The organism is Serratia sp. root2 (assembly GCF_031931805.1).
Lineage (GTDB): Bacteria > Pseudomonadota > Gammaproteobacteria > Enterobacterales > Enterobacteriaceae > Serratia > Serratia inhibens.
Map to the genome: position 1 here is coordinate 1 of NZ_JAUJXB010000005.1, position 18,742 is coordinate 18,742.

Below are 18,742 nucleotides of genomic sequence, written 5' to 3' on the forward strand. Positions count from 1 at the left end.
TTTTTTTCGGCAAAACGCTGTACAAGCCAGCGATTTCGTCACTTTTTCCGGCAAACAGCCACAAAAGCTGGCGATCCGTAGAGTAAAATAAGAGTAACAATGTCAGTAAGGACTCGCAGCCATGCAATTTAACGCTCAACAACAGGCCGCCCAACGCAACCTTTCTTATCTGCTTGCAGAGAAACTCGGCCAACAAATTCTGGCAGGCGATTATCAGGCGGGCAGTATCTTGCCCGGAGAGATGGAACTGGGAGAACAATTCGGCGTTAGCCGCACCGCGGTGCGTGAAGCAGTAAAGATGCTGGCAGCCAAAGGTATGCTGCTGCCTCGCCCACGCATCGGTACCCGGGTGATGCCGCAAAGCCAGTGGAATTTCCTCGATCAGGATTTATTGACCTGGTGGATGACTCGGGAAAACTTCGATCAGGTGATGCAACACTTCCTTATACTGCGCACTTCATTGGAACCGCAGGCCTGCTCGCTAGCTGCAGCCAACGCCAGCACTCAGCAAACTGCACACTTGGCCGAATTGATGGCGGAGATGCGCGCACTGCATACCCAATTTGACCGCGAGCGCTGGATCCAGGTTGATACCCAATTCCACCAGCTTATCTATGAAGCCAGCGGCAACCCGTTTCTGACCTCGTTCGCCAATCTGTTCAGTTCGGTGTATCAAAGCTACTTCAGAGCCATTACCGGTAATGAAGTAATTAAGCTCCAGCACCATCAGGCCATAGTGGATGCGATACTGGCCGGTGACGGCACCAAGGCATTAACCGCATGCCAGGTTTTACTCAAAGAGAAAGACTGACTCATCCCCTACTTATATAAGAAAGATGAGAGGGACGAATACGACAGTTAACCAGGACCGACAATGACCAAATCCGCGCGCAGTATGGCAGGGCTACCCTGGATCGCCGCAATGGCGTTCTTTATGCAGGCACTGGACGCCACCATCCTCAACACCGCATTACCGGCGATAGCCCACAGCCTGGATCGCTCGCCGTTGGCGATGCAGTCCGCCGTAATCAGCTATACGCTGACGGTCGCCATGCTCATCCCGGTCAGTGGTTGGCTGGCGGACCGCTTCGGCACCCGCCGAGTATTTATCCTCGCGGTGTCGCTGTTTACCCTGGGCTCATTGCTGTGCGCGCTTTCCCCTACGTTAAGCGTGCTGGTAACTTCACGCGTCATTCAGGGGATCGGCGGCGCGATGATGATGCCGGTGGCGCGTCTGGCGCTGCTGCGCGCCTACCCGCGCAGCGAACTATTGCCGGTACTGAACTTCGTGACCATGCCGGGGTTGGTTGGGCCAATCATGGGGCCGCTGCTGGGCGGCTGGCTGGTGACCTACGCCACCTGGCATTGGATTTTCCTGATTAATATCCCGATTGGCCTGCTCGGCATCTTCTATGCGCGTAAATACATGCCGGATTTCACCACCCCCAAGCGCCGTTTCGATTTCATTGGCTTTATGTTGTTTGGCCTGAGTCTGGTGCTGGTTTCCACCGGGCTTGAGTTGTTCGGCGAACGAGTGCTGGCCAGCTATATCTCGCTGGGTATCCTGCTGAGCGGCGTGGTGATGCTGTTCGGTTATATCGCTCATGCCCGCAGGCATCCCCAACCGCTGATTGGTCTGGATTTGTTCAAGACTCGAACCTTCTCGGTGGGCATTGCCGGCAACGTCGCTTCACGTCTGGGCACCGGCTGTGTGCCGTTTCTGATGCCGCTGATGCTGCAGGTGGGCTTCGGTTATTCTGCGATTATCGCCGGCTGCATGATGGCGCCGACTGCCGTCGGTTCGCTGATGGCAAAATCCACCGTCACACAGGTGCTGCGCTGGTTCGGTTACCGCAAGACGTTGGTTGGCATCACTGTAATTATCGGCGTCTTGATTGCCCAATTCGCGCTGCAAAGCCCGGGGATGCCGCTGTGGTTGATGATCTTGCCGTTGTTCGTTCTCGGCATGGCTATGTCTACGCAATTCACTGCCATGAATACCATCAGTCTGGCGGATTTAAACGATGCCAATGCCAGCTCCGGCAACAGCGTACTGGCGGTCACCCAGCAGCTTTCCATCAGTTTCGGCGTGGCGATCAGCGCAGCAGTTTTGCGTTTCTACGAATCGATGTCGCTCGGCACCATGATCGATCACTTCCACTACACCTTTATCACTATGGGGATTGTCACCGTCGCGTCGGCGTTCGTCTTCATGCTATTGAGAACGAAGGATGGCCGCAATCTGATCGGCGGCCGGGAAGCGAAGAAAGAAGCGAAAGCGGCAGGCTAGCGGTGGCCCACCGAAGCACGTTCCACCAGTTCGGGGGTCAGCACCAGAATCTGGGCTTCGCGTTCCGGATTCTGCAGGCGGTTGATCAGCGCATCAATCGCCAGTTCTCCCAGCGAATCTTTCGGCTGGTGAATAGTACTTAACGGCGGCGCCAGATATTTGGCCAGTTCGATATCATCGTAGCCCATCACCGCCATGTCCTGCGGTACCGACAGTCCGGCCTGGTATAACGCCTGATAGGCGCCAACCGCTACTGCATCGTTACCGGCGAATACCGCATGCGGCGGTTCGGCCAACGCCAGCAGCTGTTTCATCGCGGTAACGCCACCTTCAAATTCAAAGTCGCAGTGCACTTCGTATCCGGGCAAGATCGCCAGCCCGGCGCGTTGCATGGCGCGGCGGTAGCCTTCCAAACGATGGCGTGCGGTGGTTTTATCCTGCGGGCCGGCGATACAGGCAATATTGCGATAACCGCGGGCGATCAGGTGATCGGTCGCCATCTCCCCGCCCAGCAGCGAGTTGTCTTGAATAATGTCGTTGGCCCCTTCGAACGGTGCCCAGTCCATCATCACGATAGGCAGTGACGGATAGCGGCTCAGCGCGTCCTGTGACGGTCGATGGTTTTCGGTGCACATCAACAGCAGGCCATCGACGCGTTTTTGCAACAGCGTCTCCATGCTGCGGTTCATGCGCGCGGCATCCTCTTCGGTATTGCACAGGATCAGGCTGTAGCCGCGCTCGTAGCAACTGCGCTCAACGCCACGCACCACTTCGGCATAGAACGGGTTGTTGCTGGACGTCACCAGCATGCCAATAGTCCGCGTCTGGTTTAGCTTCAGGCTGCGTGCCAGCGCGGAGGGCGCGTAGTTCAATTGTTCTACGGCCGCCATGACCTTGTCGCGCACGCTGTCGCTGACGAAGCGATTGTTATTGATAACGTGTGAAACCGTCGAAGTTGAAACGCCTGCCAGGCGGGCGACATCTTTCATGGTGGCCAAAGGAGTTACTCCTGCTGCTGCAAGAAGGCGTCGATCTCTTCACGCCAGGGCACGGAAGGTTGAGCACCAGGACGGGTTACCGCGATCGCCGCCGCCGCATGGGCGAAGCGCACCGCATCCGCCATGGTTTTACCTTCCAGTAGCGCCGTCACCAACGCCCCGTTGAAGGTATCACCGGCAGCGATGGTGTCTACCGCTTTAACCTTGAAGCCGGGCACCAACTTGCCGTTGCCGTTCTCACTCAGCCAAACGCCACGGCTGCCAAGGGTAATGATCACCGTGCCTATGCCTTTATCGTGCAAGGCTTGCGCCGCACGAGCCGCGTCACCATCATTAGCGATAGCTATGCCGGTGAGGCGCTGGGCTTCCGTTTCATTTGGCGTAATCATATCGACCATCACCAGCAGCTCATCCGGCAGCTCACGCGCCGGTGCCGGATTGAGGATCACCTGCGTTTGATGGCGCTTCGCCAGACGAGCGGCGGCCATCACCGTTTCCAGCGGCGACTCGAGCTGCATCAGCAAAGCATCGGCCTGGATCACTTTCTGCTGATAGCGCGCCAGATAGTCGGGCGTTACAGCGGCATTGGCACCGGCATCGATGCCGATCACGTTCTCGCCTTCAGCATTGACAAAAATCAGCGCCACACCCGTGGTGGTGTCGGCAATAGCCTCAATCGGTTGGGTATCAATGCGATCGGTCGCCAGTTGCAAGCGGATGCGTTCACCGATGTCATCTGCGCCGACGCAGGCTATAAAGGCAATCTCCGCACCGCTGCGCCCTGCCGCCACCGCCTGATTCGCGCCTTTACCGCCAAATGCCACCTTATACTGTTTCCCGATCACCGTTTCACCCGGCCGGGGAAACTGCTCAATATTGAGGATATGGTCGGCATTGATACTGCCAAGCACCACCAGCTTACCTGTTTCCATCGCATTGATTCCTGAATTGCGCGCCATCATAAACGCCCCGTTTCGATGGCGCTGGTATGACTTATTTAGTGACCAGTTTCAAATCAACCGGGATGGTTGCCGGCACTTTCTCGCCTTTCAAGACTTTATCCGCCGTTTCCACGCCAATCACGCCAATTTGATCCGGACGCTGCGCCACGGTCGCCGCCAACTTGCCGCCTTCAACCGCTTTCACACCGTCGGCGGTGCCGTCGAAGCCTACCACGACCACATCGGTTTTACCGGCGGTTTGCAGCGCGCGCAGTGCGCCCAGCGCCATTTCGTCGTTCTGCGCAAACACCGCCTGCACGTCCGGATGTGCAGTCAGCAGGTTCTGCATTACATTCAGGCCCTTGGTGCGGTCGAAATCTGCCGGCTGGCTGGCCAGCAGTTTGAATTTGTTCTGATCCAGCGACTGTTTGAACCCTTCGCCACGCTCGCGGGCGGCGGAGGTGCCGGCGATCCCTTCCAACTGGATCACTTTAGCGTCTGCGCCCACTTTTTTAGCGATAAAGTCGCCGGCCATTTTGCCGCCAACGCGGTTATCCGAGGCGATATGGCTGACCACTTCGCCCTTGCTTGCCACGCGGTCCAGCGTAATGACCGGGATTTTAGCCTGATTGGCCATCTTGATGGCGTTACCCACCGCATCGGAATCCGTCGGGTTAATCAGCAGCAGTTTAGGCGCCTGCACCATCAGATCCTGCACGTTAGCCAGCTCTTTCGCCGGGTTGTTCTGCGAGTCCAGCACCACCAGGTTATAGCCCAATTTATTGGCTTCCTGCTGTGCGCCTTCTTTCATGGAAACGAAGAACGGATTATTCAGGGTGGATACCACCAGCGCGATGGTGTCTTTCGCCAACGCATTAGCGCTCAGGGTAGCGGTCAGAGCGAAGGCCGAAGCCAGGATTGCCAGTTTTTTCATTTTCATCATCGTGATTCCTGTAGGGGAGGTTACTTGTTGCTTTTGTTATCTACCAGAACCGCCAGCAGTATCACCACTGCCTTCACGATCATTTGGTAGTAGGAAGAAACACCCAGTAAATTCAGGCCGTTGTTCAGGAAGCCGAGGATCAGCGCCCCGATCAGCGTACCGACGATGCGGCCCTTGCCGCCCGCCAGGCTGGTGCCACCCAGCACGACGGCCGCGATGGCATCCAACTCATAGCCGGTACCGGCAGTCGGCTGCGCAGAAGACAGGCGAGCCACTTCGATAACGCCAGCCAGCGCCGCCAGCAGCCCGCACAGTGAATAAACGATAATCTTCACTTTATCGACGCTGATACCGGAAAGGCGAGTCGCCGCTTCGTTACCGCCCAGGGCATAAATATAGCGGCCCAGGCGAGTGTGATGCAGCATGTACCAGGCGGCGATAAACACTATCGCCATAATCCAGATCGGGGTTGGCACCCCCAACGGGCGGCCGATACCGAACCAGCCGAAGGTATCGGCCACGTCGGTAAAGCCGGTATTCACCGGGCTGCCGTTGGTGTACACCATGGTGACGCCGCGCAGCAGCAACATCATCACCAGGGTGGCAATAAATGCCTGTACCTTGCCTTTGGCGACAATCACGCCGGTGCAGGCACCCACCGCAGCACCCAACGCCAGCGCCGCCGCAACGGCCACCACCGCGTTAATTTCAAAACCGACGATCGACGCCGCCACCGCACCGGTCAGCGCCAGCAGCGATCCCACCGACAGATCGATACCGGAAGTCAGGATCACCAGCGTCATCCCGACCGCCATAATGGCGTTCACCGACGTTTGCTGGAGAATATTGAACAGGTTGTTCAGGGTGAAGAAATTCGGGCTCATTGAAGAGACCACGGCAATCAGCACCAGCAGAGCAATCAGGGATTTTTGCTCTAACAGCCACTCTTTACTGAACCAGCGCTTTGCGACACTCTGGGAACTCATATCTGATTACTCCTGCTTTACGCCGTATTGCTTGCCGACGGCCGCTGCCATCAACACTTCCTGGGTGGCCTGTTCAATCGGGAATTCACCGCTTAGGTGCCCTTCGTGCATCACCAGGATGCGGTCACTCATGCCCAGCACCTCCGGCATTTCCGAAGACACCAGAATGATGCTCAGCCCTTCCTGCTTGAACTGGTTGATTAACTGATAGATTTCTTTTTTTGCACCGACGTCGACACCGCGCGTCGGCTCGTCGAGGATCAGTACCTTTGGCCGCGTCATCAGGCCGCGGGCAATCGCCACCTTCTGCTGATTACCGCCGGAAAGCAGGCCAATCGGCTGTTCCATCGAGGGCGTCTTGATATTGAACAGGCGAATGAAATCCCCTACCGCCTGCTGCTCATCAGCCTGTTTCAGGCTACCGCCGGCGCGGCTGAAATAACGCAGCGCAGTCAGCGACATGTTTTCCTTCACCGACATCCCCAGTACCAGGCCATCGCGTTTGCGGTCTTCGGAGATATACACGATGCCGTTCGCCAGGCCGTCCTGCGGAGAACGAGTCACCACCTCATGGCCATCGAGGCTGACCGTGCCTGCTTTGCGCGGCGCGGCACCGTAGAGAATCTTCATCAACTCGGTGCGCCCGGCCCCCATCAGCCCTGCCACACCCAGTATTTCGCCGCGGTAGAGAGTAAAGCTGACGTCATGCACGCCGGGGCCGGAAACCTGGCTGACCTGCAACCGCTTTTCACCGCGCGGCAGGTTAAGCCGCGGGTACTGCTCCTCCAGTTTGCGGCCGACCATCATTTCGATAAGCAGGTCTTCCTGCAGCTCGCTGACTGGCCGCTCTGCGATAAACTGCCCATCTCGGAACACCGTGACGTCATCGCAGATTTCGAAGATCTCCTTCAGCCGGTGCGAGATATAAACAATGCCACGCCCCTCGGCCTTCAGCTCATTGATCACTTTAAATAAAGACGCGGTTTCCGTGTCGGTCAGCGCATCGGTCGGCTCATCCATAATGATGACTTTCGACTCGAAGCTCAGCACCTTGGCGATTTCCACCATCTGCTGGTCGCCGATCGACAGTTCGCCCACCAGCCGGTGGCTGCTGTAACTCAGGTTCAGCCGCGCCAGCAGTTTGTCGGCTTCGGCGTACATTCGCTTCCAGTCGATGCAGCCAAAGCGGTTAACAAACTCACGCCCCAGGAAAATGTTTTCCGCAATCGTCAGTTGAGGGATCAGGTTCAGTTCCTGATGGATAATGCCGATGCCCGCTTCCTGCGAATCCTTTGGCCCGTTGAACGCCACCTCTTTGCCGAGAAAATACTGACTGCCGGCATCTTTGTTATAGATACCGGTCAGCACTTTCATCATGGTGGACTTCCCGGCGCCGTTTTCGCCCACCAGCGCCATCACCTTACCGGGGTAGACGCTGAGTGCGGCGCCGGAAAGCGCCTTCACGCCGGGAAAGGCTTTATCGATCCCTTTCAGTTGCAGTAAAGGTTGCATAAATGCCTCAGAAAGTTACGCCGGCGCAGAGGATAACGTTCGCGTACGGCGAACATTCACCACTGCGGATCACCGCCCGGCTGTGTTCAGTTTGCGCTTTAAAAGCCTGGTGGCTGATATAACTCACGCCAATGGTGTTTCCCTGGTGTTGGCCAAGCTGCGTCAGTTGAGCCAACAAGGCTTGATGGAGCTGCGGATTTTGATGCACCATCTCTTCCGCCAGAATGGCGCTTTCAACCTGCATCTCCTGCGTCACTACCCCGACCACCTGCAAAAACGTCGGCACTCCCTGGGTCAATGCCAGATCGATACGCTGCGTTACCGCCGGGATCGGCAGCCCCGCATCACAGATGACAATCTGATCGGTATGGCCGAGCCGGGAAACCACGGCAGAAACCTCAGCATTCAGCAGTACGCCTTTTTTCATCTTCTCACTCCAGCAGCGAAACGTTTCGCTATTGGATGAGTTTAAAAAAACGGCAGGGGAAGGCAACCGGGATAATGCAGAAATGTGATCGCTATCGAAACGTTTCGCTCGTGCAACTGAAAAGCGGAAACAAAAGGGGCCCAGCATTGCTGAGCCCCTGAGAGGGAGTTAAATCTCGACCTGGGTTCCCAGTTCTATCACCCTATTCGGCGGGATCTCAAACTGGTCCGGCGCGCGCAGCGCGTTGCGACTCAGCGCGATAAACAGCTTGCCGCGCAGGAACAGATACCAAGGCCGTTTGGTCAGGATCAACGACTCGTGCGACATAAAGAACGAGGTTTCCGTCATGCGGCACGGCAGCCCCTCCAACCCACAGCGGTGGAACACTTCTTCAACGTTCGGCGTTTCGCGCCAGCCGTAGCTGGCCACTACCCGCCAGAAGGTCGGTGAAAGCTGTTCGATGGTCACCCGACGCACATTATGTACGTAAGGCGCATCCTCGGTACGCAGCGTCAGCAGCACCACCCGCTCATGCAGCACCTTGTTGTGTTTCAGGTTATGCAGCAGCGCAAAAGGGATCACGTTAATGGCGCGCGACATAAATACTGCCGTACCCGGCACCCGTACCGGCGGCGATTTCTCCAGTGAGGCAATCATCGCCTCCAGAGAGTTACCGTGTTCATGCATGCGGCGCAACAGACGGAAACGTTCGCTTTTCCAGGTGGTCATGATGATGAACATCACCAGCGCCAGCATCAACGGCAGCCAACCGCCAGAGAACAGTTTCAGGGCGTTGGCGGAGAACATCGGCACGTCGATAATCAGCAGGATAATCAGAATGCCAACGGTGATGAAACGGTTCCAGTGCCAGTTTTTGATCGCCACCGAGGTCACCAGAATACTGGTCAGCACCATGGTGCCGGTAACGGCTATGCCGTACGCCGCCGCCAGGTTGCTGGAGTGTTCGAAGCCCACAATCACCAGCACGACCGCGATATACAACGTCCAGTTAATCACCGGAATATAGATTTGGCCGGATTCCATTTCCGAGGTATGGATAATACGCATCGGCGACAGATACCCCAGGCGCACCGCCTGGCGGGTCAGGGAGAATACGCCGGAAATCACCGCTTGCGAGGCAATGACTGTAGCCAGCGTCGCCAAGATCAGTAGCGGGATCAACGCCCAGTCCGGCGCCAACAGGAAGAACGGGTTCTTGATCGCCTCGGGATTTTTCAGCAGCAACGCACCCTGGCCGAAATAGTTCAGTACCAGCGAAGGCAACACCACGGTGAACCAGGCCAGGCGGATAGGGAATTTGCCGAAGTGCCCCATATCGGCATACAGCGCCTCAACGCCGGTAATCGACAGCACCACCGCGCCCAACGCAAAGAACGAGACCTTCTTATATTCCATAAAGAAGTTCAGCGCCCATTTCGGGTTCATCGCCTGCAGCACTTCCGGGTTAGCGATGATGCTGCGCGCGCCCAGCACCGCCAACACGATAAACCACAGCAGCATCACCGGAGCAAACAGTTTTCCGACGCTGCCGGTACCGTGTTTTTGGATAGCGAACAGCAGCGTCAGCACCAGAATGGATAAGGGGACGATATAGCCATCGAGCGAGGGCGCAGCGATCTCCAGCCCCTCTATCGCCGACATCACCGATATCGCCGGGGTGATCACCACCTCACCATAGAAGAAACTGCCGCCAATCAGGCCGAGAATCACCAACACCGCGGTGGTACGCGCGGAAGTATTGCGCCCGGCCAGCGACATCAGCGTCAGGATACCGCCTTCGCCGGCATTATCCGCACGCATGACATAGCTGAGGTATTTAAGCGAAACGATGATAATCAGCATCCAGAAAATCAGGGACAGGAAGCCAAATACCACGTCAGGACGAACATCGAAGCCATAATGGCCGGAGAAACATTCTCTCAGGGTATAAAGAGGGCTGGTGCCAATATCACCGTAAACCACCCCAATTGCCGCCAGAGTTACCGCTGATAAGGACTGTTTATGTTCTGTGCTCATAATTCGTTTCTTTATTAGAACATCCGTTAGCGATGCATCCGCATCAGCCAGAGATACGGGCTCTAAGATCCGTTACGCCCACTAAAAGGCGCACAGTATGCACGATTTATACTGCTTGCCTACTCTTATATCAGCCCCAAAAAATAAACAAAATGTGAACCAGCCACCCTTTTGATAATAGAAAGATTTTACTAATCAACAAGCTATACCATTAAAAATAATGGTGGTTTATCATCGGATTATCCACCAAGATTGGCTAACTCTCGGACAACACGACAATAATATGGCGCCATCATCACTTCTGGCAGAACGGATTTCCCGCCTCAGCAGCGCGCTGGAGAGCGGTCTTTATGAACGGCAGGAAGCAATTCGCCTGTGTTTGCTGGCGGCGCTGAGCGGTGAAAGCGTGTTTCTTCTCGGCCCGCCCGGCATCGCCAAGAGCCTGATTGCCCGCCGGTTAAAATTCGCCTTTCGCCGCGCGCGTTCGTTCGAATACCTGATGACGCGTTTTTCGACGCCGGAAGAAGTGTTCGGCCCGCTGTCTATCCAGGCATTAAAAGATGAAGGCCGTTATCAGCGTCTGACCGCCGGCTATCTGCCCGAGGCGGAGATCGTGTTCCTGGATGAAATCTGGAAAGCCGGCCCGGCGATCCTAAATACCCTGTTAACGGCGATCAACGAACGCCGCTTCCGCAACGGTAATAGCGAAGAACCGATCCCGCTGCGATTACTGGTTACCGCCTCTAACGAACTGCCTGAGGCCGACAACAGCCTGGAAGCGCTGTACGACCGCATGCTGATCCGCCTGTGGCTGGACAAAGTTCAGGATAAACAGAATTTCCGCTCGCTGCTGGTCAGCCGCCAGAATGAGAATGACAACCCGGTCCCCGAAGCCCTGAGCATCAGCGACGAAGAATTTCACCAATGGCAGCCGCAGATCGACAAGGTCAAACTGCCCGAAGACTGCTTTGAGCTGATATTCCAGTTGCGCCAGCGGTTGGATGCGCTGGAAAGCGCTCCCTACGTCTCCGACCGTCGTTGGAAAAAGGCATTGCGGCTGTTGCAGGCCTGCGCCTTCTTCAGCGGCCGCGACGCCGTCGCCCCGCTCGACCTGATGTTGTTGAAGGATTGCCTGTGGCATGACCTCACTTCGCTAAAGCTGCTGCAACAGCAAATCGACCAGTTACTGACCGAGTCGGCCTATCAGCAACAGACGCTGTTGATCCAGCTACAGCAGATCCACACCCGCTGGCTGCAACATCAACAGCAGCAGAGCGATCGTCAGGCGATAGCGCTGGTGAAAAAAGGCGCCATGTTCAGCAGAAAACCCCAGTTCATGCCGGCGGTGCCATTAGGCACCGGCACCCTGACCCTGCTGCTGCAAAAACCGCTGCAGCTGCATGATATTCAGGTCAACCATCTGAGCATTGAAAGCAGCGCGCTGGAAAACTGGCTGCAAAAGGGCGGCGACGTGCGCGCCAAACTGAACGGTATCGGCTTTGCCCAGCAGATCGATCTGGAAGTGAACGAGCAACTGCACCTGACGATACTGGACGTCAGCCGCCAGCCTTCTCTGCTGGCCTTGCCCGGCAAACAGACCGGTGGTACGCCGCAGGCGATGTTGGACGAAATGGACGCGCTGGCACAACGCCTGGCAGAACAGCGCCGTTTGTTCAGCCAACACCAACCCTGCCTGTTTACTCCTGCCGGCGGCCTGGCAAAAATTGAAGCCAGCCTGTTGCAGGTGGCGGAACAGATCAAGCAGCAGCACCAGCAGATGCGCGGCCAATAACTATGCTCAGCCTGGAAACGCTCGATCTGCTGCTGGCGATCACCGAAGGTGAGCTGATCGAGGAGATGATCGTCGGCATGTTGGCAGCACCGCAATTGACGGTTTTTTTCAAGAAGTTTCCAGCCATCCGCCGGGCGCTGGATCGCGACCTGCCGCGCTGGAAACTGCAACTGAAAGAGCGTATCCATGAAGCCATGGTTCCCCCGGCACTGGCGCAGGAGTTTTATCGCTATCAACAGTGTCAGTTGGAGAACAATACCCAGTTCTATCACCACCTGAACGATACCCTCGATCTGCTGCGTCAGTTGGTTTCCCCGTTTTATGAGCAGGCCCGTTCGCTGGTGGATGCCGCCGATCTGCCCAATCATCCGCTGGACGACAGCTTCCAGACCCTGTTTTTGCAGCGCTGGCGCATCAGCCTGACGCTGCAGGCCACCATGCTGCACCACCAGCTACTGGAACAGGAGCGGGAGCAACTGATGGCGGAGCTGCAGGAACGTCTGGCGCTGAGCGGCGCGCTGGAGCCGCTGTTATCGGAAAATGACACCGCCGCCGGGCGGTTGTGGGATATGAGCAAAGGCCATCTGCAGCGCGGCGACTACCAGCGGCTGGTGGAATACGGCAATTTCCTGCAACAGCAACCGGAGCTGAAAAAACTGGCGCAGCAATTGGGTCGCAGTTATCAAGCCAAGGCGGTGCAACAACAAGACGCGCTGCCGGAACCGTTCCGCGTAATGGTCCAGGTGCCGGCCACGCTGCCGGAAGAGGTCAGCGGTATTCACCAAAGCGACGATATTCTGCGCCTGCTGCCGCCGGAACTGGCTACGCTGGGCATCGAAGAACTGGAGTTTGAATTTTACCGTCGCCTGCTGGAAAAGCGGCTGTTGACGTATCGCCTGCAGGGCGACGTCTGGCAGGAGCAAATCTTGATCCGACAGGTCACCCACCAGCAGCAAGATCAGCAACCGCGAGGGCCGTTTATCGTCTGCGTGGATACGTCAGGCTCGATGGGCGGTTTCAATGAGCAGTGCGCCAAGGCTTTTTGCCTGGCGCTGCTGCGCATAGCGTTGGCGGATAACCGCCGTTGTTACATCATGCTGTTCGCCAACCAAATCGTGCATTACGAGCTTACCGCCGCCAGCGGCATCGAGCAGGCGGTGCGTTTTCTCGGCCAGCATTTTCGCGGCGGCACCGATCTGGCCGCTTGCCTGAACGCCACTGTCACCAAAATGGCAGACAGCGGCTGGTTTGACGCCGACGCGGTGATCATTTCTGACTTTATTGCCCAGCGATTGCCGGAGGAGGTCATAAAGAAGGTGAAACAGCAGCAACAAAGCCACCAGCAGCGCTTCCATGCCGTGGCGATGTCCGCCTATGGCAAACCCGGCATCATGCGCATCTTCGATCATATCTGGCGCTTTGACACCGGGTTAAAAAGCCGTTTAATGCGCCGCTGGCGGCGCTGAAGATTACAACAGCCCTTCGACCGCTTCACGCACTTGCGGCGACCACACGCCGCATTGCACCTGCCCGATATGCGACAGTTGCAGTAACAGCATCACCAGACGCGACTGTCCGATGCCACCCCCGATGGTCTGCGGCATATCGCCGCGCAGCAGCGACTGATGCCACTCCAGCTTGAGGCGATCTTCATCGCCAGTCAGCGACAATTGACGTTTCAGCGCGTCGGCGTCAACGCGGATCCCCATAGAAGAGAGTTCAAAGGCATCCTGCAAGACCGGGTTCCACACCACAATATCGCCATTCAGGCCAGCCAGCCCTTCTGCTGCCGGCGTAGTCCAGTCATCATAATCCGGCGCACGCACATCATGAGATTTGCCATGCGACAGTTTACCGCCGATACCGATCAGGAATACCGCACCCAATTCTTTGGCAATAGCCCGCTCACGACCTTTGGCATCCAGCTCAGGGTAACGTTGCAACAGGGTTTCGCTGTGAACAAAATGGATTTGATCCGGCAGGAACGGGGTTAAGCCGTATTCGCGGCTCACTTCGGCTTCCGTAGCCTTAATAGCCGCATAAATGCTGCGCACGGTGCTTTGCAAGTAATCCAGGCTACGTTCGCCATCGCCCATCACCCGTTCCCAATCCCATTGATCAACGTAAACCGAGTGGATCGCGCTAAGGCGATCTTCATCCGGGCGCAGCGCTTTCATATGGGTATACAGGCCTTCACCTGCGCCGAAATCATGGCTGCCCAACGTTTTGCGTTTCCACTTGGCCAGTGAGTGCACCACTTCGAAGGTGGCATCCGGTAAGGTTTTCACCTTCACCTGCACCGCTTTCTCGCTGCCGGACAGGTTGTCCTGAGTTCCGTCGCCCAGGCGGCTGAGGATAGGCGCTTGCACTTCGATCAGACCAAGTTGCTGTTCCAGTTGGCGAGAGAAGAAGGATTTGACCAGGCTGATTTGTTGTTGTTTTTGGATAAACTGTTTTTTCATTGCCGTTTCTCTTATAAATCTGTCTCTGTTGCCATCGATTAAGCAACATAACGGCAATGAAATTCAATATACGTCAATCAATATTGCCTTTTCACTTTTAATCGTTCATTTTTAGGGGGTGATAAATCAACAATCAGCAATTAATGGGGGTTTAAATGGCGGAAAATTACCAGATCGATAATCTCGATCGCGGCATTCTCAACGTCCTTATGGAGAACGCACGCACGCCCTATGCCGAACTGGCGAAGAACTTTGCCGTCAGTCCCGGTACCATTCATGTGAGGGTGGAGAAAATGAAGCAGGCCGGGATCATTACCGGCGCGCGGGTAGACGTAAACCCCAAACGGCTGGGTTACGACGTCTGCTGTTTTATCGGCATTATATTAAAGAGTGCCAAAGACTATCCTTCCGCGCTAAAAAAACTCGAAAGCCTGGAGGAAGTGGTCGAGGCCTACTACACCACTGGCCACTACAGCGTATTTATCAAAGTGATGTGCCGCTCCATAGATGCGTTGCAACAGGTACTTATCAACAAGATCCAGACGATTGACGAGATCCAGTCCACCGAAACCCTGATCTCGCTGCAGAACCCCATCATGCGTACCATCACGCCTTAGTCAGTTAATTAGTATACCCATATTATCCACAGGTAGATCCCAGCCGATTCACAGCGTACAATGCTGCGACTTTAAGAAGGCTGGGATCATGCATTCATGGCAGACATAACTCTGATCAGTGGCAGTACGCTTGGCAGCGCCGAGTATGTAGCCGAACATTTGGCTGAAAAACTGGAAGAAGCGGGTTTCACTACCGAGATGCTGCACGGCCCTGAATTGGATGAACTGACCCTCTCCGGACGCTGGCTGGTGGTGTCTTCAACCCACGGCGCCGGCGACTTGCCGGATAATCTGCAGCCGCTTCTGGAACAAATAGAAGAACAGCGGCCTGACTTATCGCAGGTAGAGTTCGGTGCCGTCGGTTTAGGCAGCTCTGAATACGATACCTTCTGTGGCGCGATCCAACGGATCAACGATCTTTTGATCGCCTGCGGAGCGAAAAGGATCGGCGATCGGCTGGAGATCGACGTGACTAAACACGAAATTCCTGAGGATCCGGCAGAGGAATGGGTAAAAAACTGGGTTAATTTACTCTAATTTGCACAAAGATCACGCGAACGATTGTGGATAACTATGCTTAAAAGCAGGGTAAAAGCAGTAGTTATCCCAATAACAACCGTAGGTCGCTTTTTGTCCTGTGCATAACATGCCATTTAGATCCCAGCTTATAAGCAACAGGATCACCGATCATTCACAGCTAACGATCCTCCTTAATCCGCTGATCTCAATCGCGAATAATCACTTATCCACAGAGGATCGCGATCCTAATAAGAGATCTAATAAAGAGATCTTTAAATAAAAAAGATCTTCTTTTAATTACCTAAGATCCTGACCACTTGGTCGATCGACTAAACTTGAGTAGAATCCCCCACCCCAGGGCAAACAACGATCGTTCGCAATACGGCGAGGTGCAGTTCCATGTTTTATCCAGAGCAATTTGACGTCATCATCATCGGTGGTGGCCATGCCGGTACCGAAGCCGCTATGGCTGCGGCACGCATGGGGCGTCAGACTTTATTATTGACACACAATATCGATACGCTGGGGCAGATGTCTTGTAACCCGGCGATTGGCGGTATTGGTAAAGGGCATCTGGTTAAGGAAATTGATGCACTTGGCGGCCTGATGGCAACGGCGATCGACCATGCCGGCATCCAGTTTAGGATACTAAACGCGAGTAAAGGCCCTGCGGTACGGGCTACCCGAGCTCAGGCAGACCGCGTGCTATATCGGCAAGCGGTGCGCACTGCGCTGGAGAACCAGCCTAATCTAATGATCTTCCAACAACCCGTTGAAGATCTCATCGTGGAAAACGATCGTGTCGTCGGCGCCGTTACCCAGATGGGCCTTAAATTCCGCGCCAAAGCGGTGGTACTGACCGTAGGCACCTTCCTGGATGGCAAGATCCACATTGGTCTGGAAAATTACAGCGGTGGCCGCGCCGGGGATCCTCCATCGATCTCGCTATCACAGCGTCTGCGTGAGTTGCCACTGCGCGTAAACCGTTTAAAAACCGGCACGCCGCCGCGCATTGACGCACGTACCATCGATTTCAGCGTACTGGCTCCGCAGCATGGCGATACACCGATTCCGGTTTTCTCGTTCATGGGAAATGCCGATCAGCATCCGGAACAAATGGCGTGCTACATCACTCATACCAACGAAAAAACCCATGACGTGATCCGTAATAACCTCGATCGTAGCCCGATGTATGCCGGGATCATCGAAGGGATCGGTCCACGCTATTGCCCGTCGATCGAAGACAAGGTGATGCGCTTTGCCGATCGTAACGCGCATCAGATCTTCCTCGAACCGGAAGGACTGACCAGCAATGAAATTTATCCAAACGGCATTTCTACCAGCTTGCCGTTTGACGTACAGATGCAGATCGTTCGTTCGATGGAAGGGATGCAGAATGCCCGTATCGTTCGCCCGGGTTACGCCATCGAATATGATTTCTTCGATCCCCGCGATCTGAAACCCACGCTGGAAAGCAAATTCATCCAGGGCCTGTTCTTCGCCGGCCAGATCAACGGTACCACCGGCTATGAAGAAGCCGCGGCCCAGGGTCTGCTGGCCGGTCTGAACGCCGGGCGTTACGCCAATGAAGACGAAGGCTGGTCGCCACGCCGCGATCAAGCTTATCTGGGTGTGCTGGTGGACGATCTCAGTACTCTAGGGACTAAAGAACCGTACCGCATGTTCACTTCACGCGCCGAATACCGCCTGATGCTGCGCGAAGACAATGCCGACCTGCGCCTGACAGAAAAAGGCCGCGAGCTGGGCCTGGTTGACGATGCACGCTGGGCGCGCTTTAGCGAGAAGCTGGAACACATCGAACAAGAGCGTCAGCGCTTGCGTGACATTTGGATGCATCCTCACGCCGAAAACGTCGAGCAGGTTAACGCGTTGCTGAAAGCACCGCTATCACGCGAGGCTAACGGCGAGGAACTGCTGCGCCGTCCTGAAATGGATTACGCGCAGCTGACCACCGTTGCCGCTTTCGCACCACCGCTGGCGGATACCCAGGCCGCCGAACAGGTTGAGATCCAGGTAAAATACGAAGGTTATATCGCCCGTCAGCAGGAAGAGATCGAAAAACAACAGCGCAACGAGAATACCGTGCTGCCACTGGATCTTGATTACCGGCAGGTTTCCGGTTTGTCGAATGAAGTTATCGCCAAACTGAACGATCATAAACCGAACTCTATCGGCCAGGCTTCACGTATCTCCGGCATCACTCCGGCGGCGATCTCGATCCTGCTGATTTGGCTGAAAAAGCAGGGACTGCTGCGCCGCAGCGCATAAATCCTGTTTTTGGGCGGCCGTTTGTTTACTCAGTGAGCAAATGGCCGCTGACATCATCTCAGGCCTGAATTATCATGGCCGCCTCATTGGCCAGCCCTGATTTGGCTTGCCGTTCCGCGCCTGTCAGAGGACACGTTGTGCAGAAAAAATTAGATTCGCTGCTCTCGGCGGCAGGTATTGCGCTTCCCGATCAGCAAAAACAGCAGCTGCTGGGTTATGTCGGCATGCTGGATAAGTGGAACAAGGCTTATAACCTCACCTCCGTGCGCGATCCGCAGCAAATGCTGGTGCGCCATATTCTCGACAGCATCGTGGTGAATCCGCATCTGCAAGGCTCGCGTTTCATCGACGTAGGCACAGGGCCCGGCCTGCCCGGCATCCCGTTGGCCATCGTCCGCCCAGATTCACATTTCACCCTGCTGGACAGCCTGGGCAAGCGAGTGCGCTTCCTGCGTCAGGTACAGCATGAACTGGGATTGACCAATATCGAGCCGGTGCAGAGCCGTGTTGAGGCGTTCCCGGCCGAACCGCCGTTTGACGGCGTCATCAGCCGCGCTTTCGCTTCTCTGCAGGATATGCTGTCCTGGTGCCACCATCTGCCGGCAAAAGGGCAGGGCAGGTTCTACGCGCTGAAAGGGGTACGCCCGGATGAAGAGCTGGCACAACTGCCTGAAGGCATAGTGCTGGAGTCGGTGGTGCGTCTGCAGGTGCCGGAACTCGAAGGTGAACGCCATTTGGTGGTACTTAAGGCAAACTGAGTTTGCTTTCGATCAAATAAGCGTGAATTAAAAGATAGTGCCTAAAGTAAAAGTAAGCAGACTAATCAAATGGCGGTTTTTTTAGTTAATTTACTTTTTATTAACACAAAAAGCGCCGTTAATTAGCGACAATAAGGTAATTGCAGTTTGAAATAGTCACGTTAGCAACGA

At 55.6% G+C, this 18,742-nt stretch carries 16 protein-coding genes; 8 read left to right on the forward strand and 8 right to left on the reverse strand.

Annotated features, from left to right (window positions below; all coding sequences use genetic code 11):
• Positions 1-121 precede the first annotated feature (121 nt).
• Positions 122-811, forward strand: a complete 690-nt coding sequence (locus tag QZQ97_RS19470; protein ID WP_311994799.1) for a FadR/GntR family transcriptional regulator — start codon at positions 122-124, stop codon at positions 809-811.
• 63 nt (positions 812-874) lie between these two features.
• Positions 875-2,290, forward strand: coding sequence for a multidrug transporter subunit MdtD (mdtD, locus tag QZQ97_RS19475; RefSeq protein WP_119804756.1), 1,416 nt, complete (start codon positions 875-877; stop codon positions 2,288-2,290).
• On the opposite strand, the gene rbsR is transcribed toward mdtD, so the two are convergent.
• The 7 genes from rbsR to kup all read right to left on the reverse strand — a co-directional run bounded on the left by rbsR (position 2,287) and on the right by kup (position 10,134).
• Complete coding sequence (gene rbsR / locus QZQ97_RS19480; RefSeq protein ID WP_311994800.1) at positions 2,287-3,288, reverse strand: ribose operon transcriptional repressor RbsR; 1,002 nt, start codon at positions 3,286-3,288, stop codon at positions 2,287-2,289. The genes mdtD and rbsR overlap by 4 nt on opposite strands.
• Positions 3,289-3,293: 5 nt before the next feature.
• On the reverse strand, positions 3,294-4,220 hold the full coding sequence (gene rbsK / locus QZQ97_RS19485) for a ribokinase (RefSeq protein ID WP_311994801.1): 927 nt from the start codon (positions 4,218-4,220) through the stop codon (positions 3,294-3,296).
• A 61-nt stretch (positions 4,221-4,281) separates the two neighbouring features.
• Entirely contained in the window at positions 4,282-5,169 is an 888-nt protein-coding gene (gene rbsB / locus QZQ97_RS19490) for a ribose ABC transporter substrate-binding protein RbsB (RefSeq protein WP_006321844.1), read from the reverse strand.
• Between the two features lie 23 nt (positions 5,170-5,192).
• Positions 5,193-6,158: a ribose ABC transporter permease gene (gene rbsC, locus QZQ97_RS19495; RefSeq protein WP_004950441.1), complete on the reverse strand. Its 966-nt coding sequence runs from the start codon at positions 6,156-6,158 to the stop codon at positions 5,193-5,195.
• Between the two features lie 6 nt (positions 6,159-6,164).
• Positions 6,165-7,670, reverse strand: coding sequence for a ribose ABC transporter ATP-binding protein RbsA (gene rbsA / locus QZQ97_RS19500; RefSeq protein WP_311994802.1), 1,506 nt, complete (start codon positions 7,668-7,670; stop codon positions 6,165-6,167).
• 7 nt (positions 7,671-7,677) lie between these two features.
• Complete coding sequence (rbsD, locus tag QZQ97_RS19505; RefSeq protein ID WP_311994803.1) at positions 7,678-8,097, reverse strand: D-ribose pyranase; 420 nt, start codon at positions 8,095-8,097, stop codon at positions 7,678-7,680.
• Between the two features lie 168 nt (positions 8,098-8,265).
• Complete coding sequence (kup, locus tag QZQ97_RS19510; RefSeq protein WP_311994804.1) at positions 8,266-10,134, reverse strand: low affinity potassium transporter Kup; 1,869 nt, start codon at positions 10,132-10,134, stop codon at positions 8,266-8,268.
• Positions 10,135-10,417: 283 nt separating this feature from the next.
• On the opposite strand from kup, the gene ravA reads away from it, so the two are divergent.
• Together ravA and viaA are read left to right on the forward strand one after the other, a co-directional pair.
• Positions 10,418-11,926 (forward strand): ATPase RavA, encoded by a 1,509-nt coding sequence (ravA, locus tag QZQ97_RS19515; RefSeq protein WP_311994805.1) that lies wholly within the window; start codon positions 10,418-10,420, stop codon positions 11,924-11,926.
• A 2-nt stretch (positions 11,927-11,928) separates the two neighbouring features.
• Positions 11,929-13,392 (forward strand): ATPase RavA stimulator ViaA, encoded by a 1,464-nt coding sequence (gene viaA / locus QZQ97_RS19520; RefSeq protein WP_006321831.1) that lies wholly within the window; start codon positions 11,929-11,931, stop codon positions 13,390-13,392.
• A 3-nt stretch (positions 13,393-13,395) separates the two neighbouring features.
• Here viaA and asnA read toward each other — a convergent pair whose 3' ends face one another.
• Positions 13,396-14,388 (reverse strand): aspartate--ammonia ligase, encoded by a 993-nt coding sequence (gene asnA / locus QZQ97_RS19525; RefSeq protein ID WP_311994806.1) that lies wholly within the window; start codon positions 14,386-14,388, stop codon positions 13,396-13,398.
• A 155-nt stretch (positions 14,389-14,543) separates the two neighbouring features.
• Between asnA and asnC the strand changes: the two genes are divergently transcribed.
• The 4 genes from asnC to rsmG all read left to right on the forward strand — a co-directional run bounded on the left by asnC (position 14,544) and on the right by rsmG (position 18,571).
• Positions 14,544-15,005, forward strand: a complete 462-nt coding sequence (gene asnC, locus QZQ97_RS19530; RefSeq protein WP_311994807.1) for a transcriptional regulator AsnC — start codon at positions 14,544-14,546, stop codon at positions 15,003-15,005.
• A gap of 96 nt (positions 15,006-15,101) precedes the next feature.
• Positions 15,102-15,542 carry an FMN-binding protein MioC gene (gene mioC / locus QZQ97_RS19535; RefSeq protein ID WP_311994808.1) on the forward strand — a complete coding sequence of 147 codons (441 nt, stop codon included), beginning with the start codon at positions 15,102-15,104 and terminating at the stop codon, positions 15,540-15,542.
• 381 nt (positions 15,543-15,923) lie between these two features.
• Positions 15,924-17,813: a tRNA uridine-5-carboxymethylaminomethyl(34) synthesis enzyme MnmG gene (mnmG, locus tag QZQ97_RS19540; RefSeq protein ID WP_311994809.1), complete on the forward strand. Its 1,890-nt coding sequence runs from the start codon at positions 15,924-15,926 to the stop codon at positions 17,811-17,813.
• Between the two features lie 137 nt (positions 17,814-17,950).
• A complete protein-coding gene (rsmG, locus tag QZQ97_RS19545; protein WP_006321814.1) occupies positions 17,951-18,571 on the forward strand; it encodes a 16S rRNA (guanine(527)-N(7))-methyltransferase RsmG in 621 nt (206 codons plus the stop codon).
• Positions 18,572-18,742: the final 171 nt, after the last annotated feature.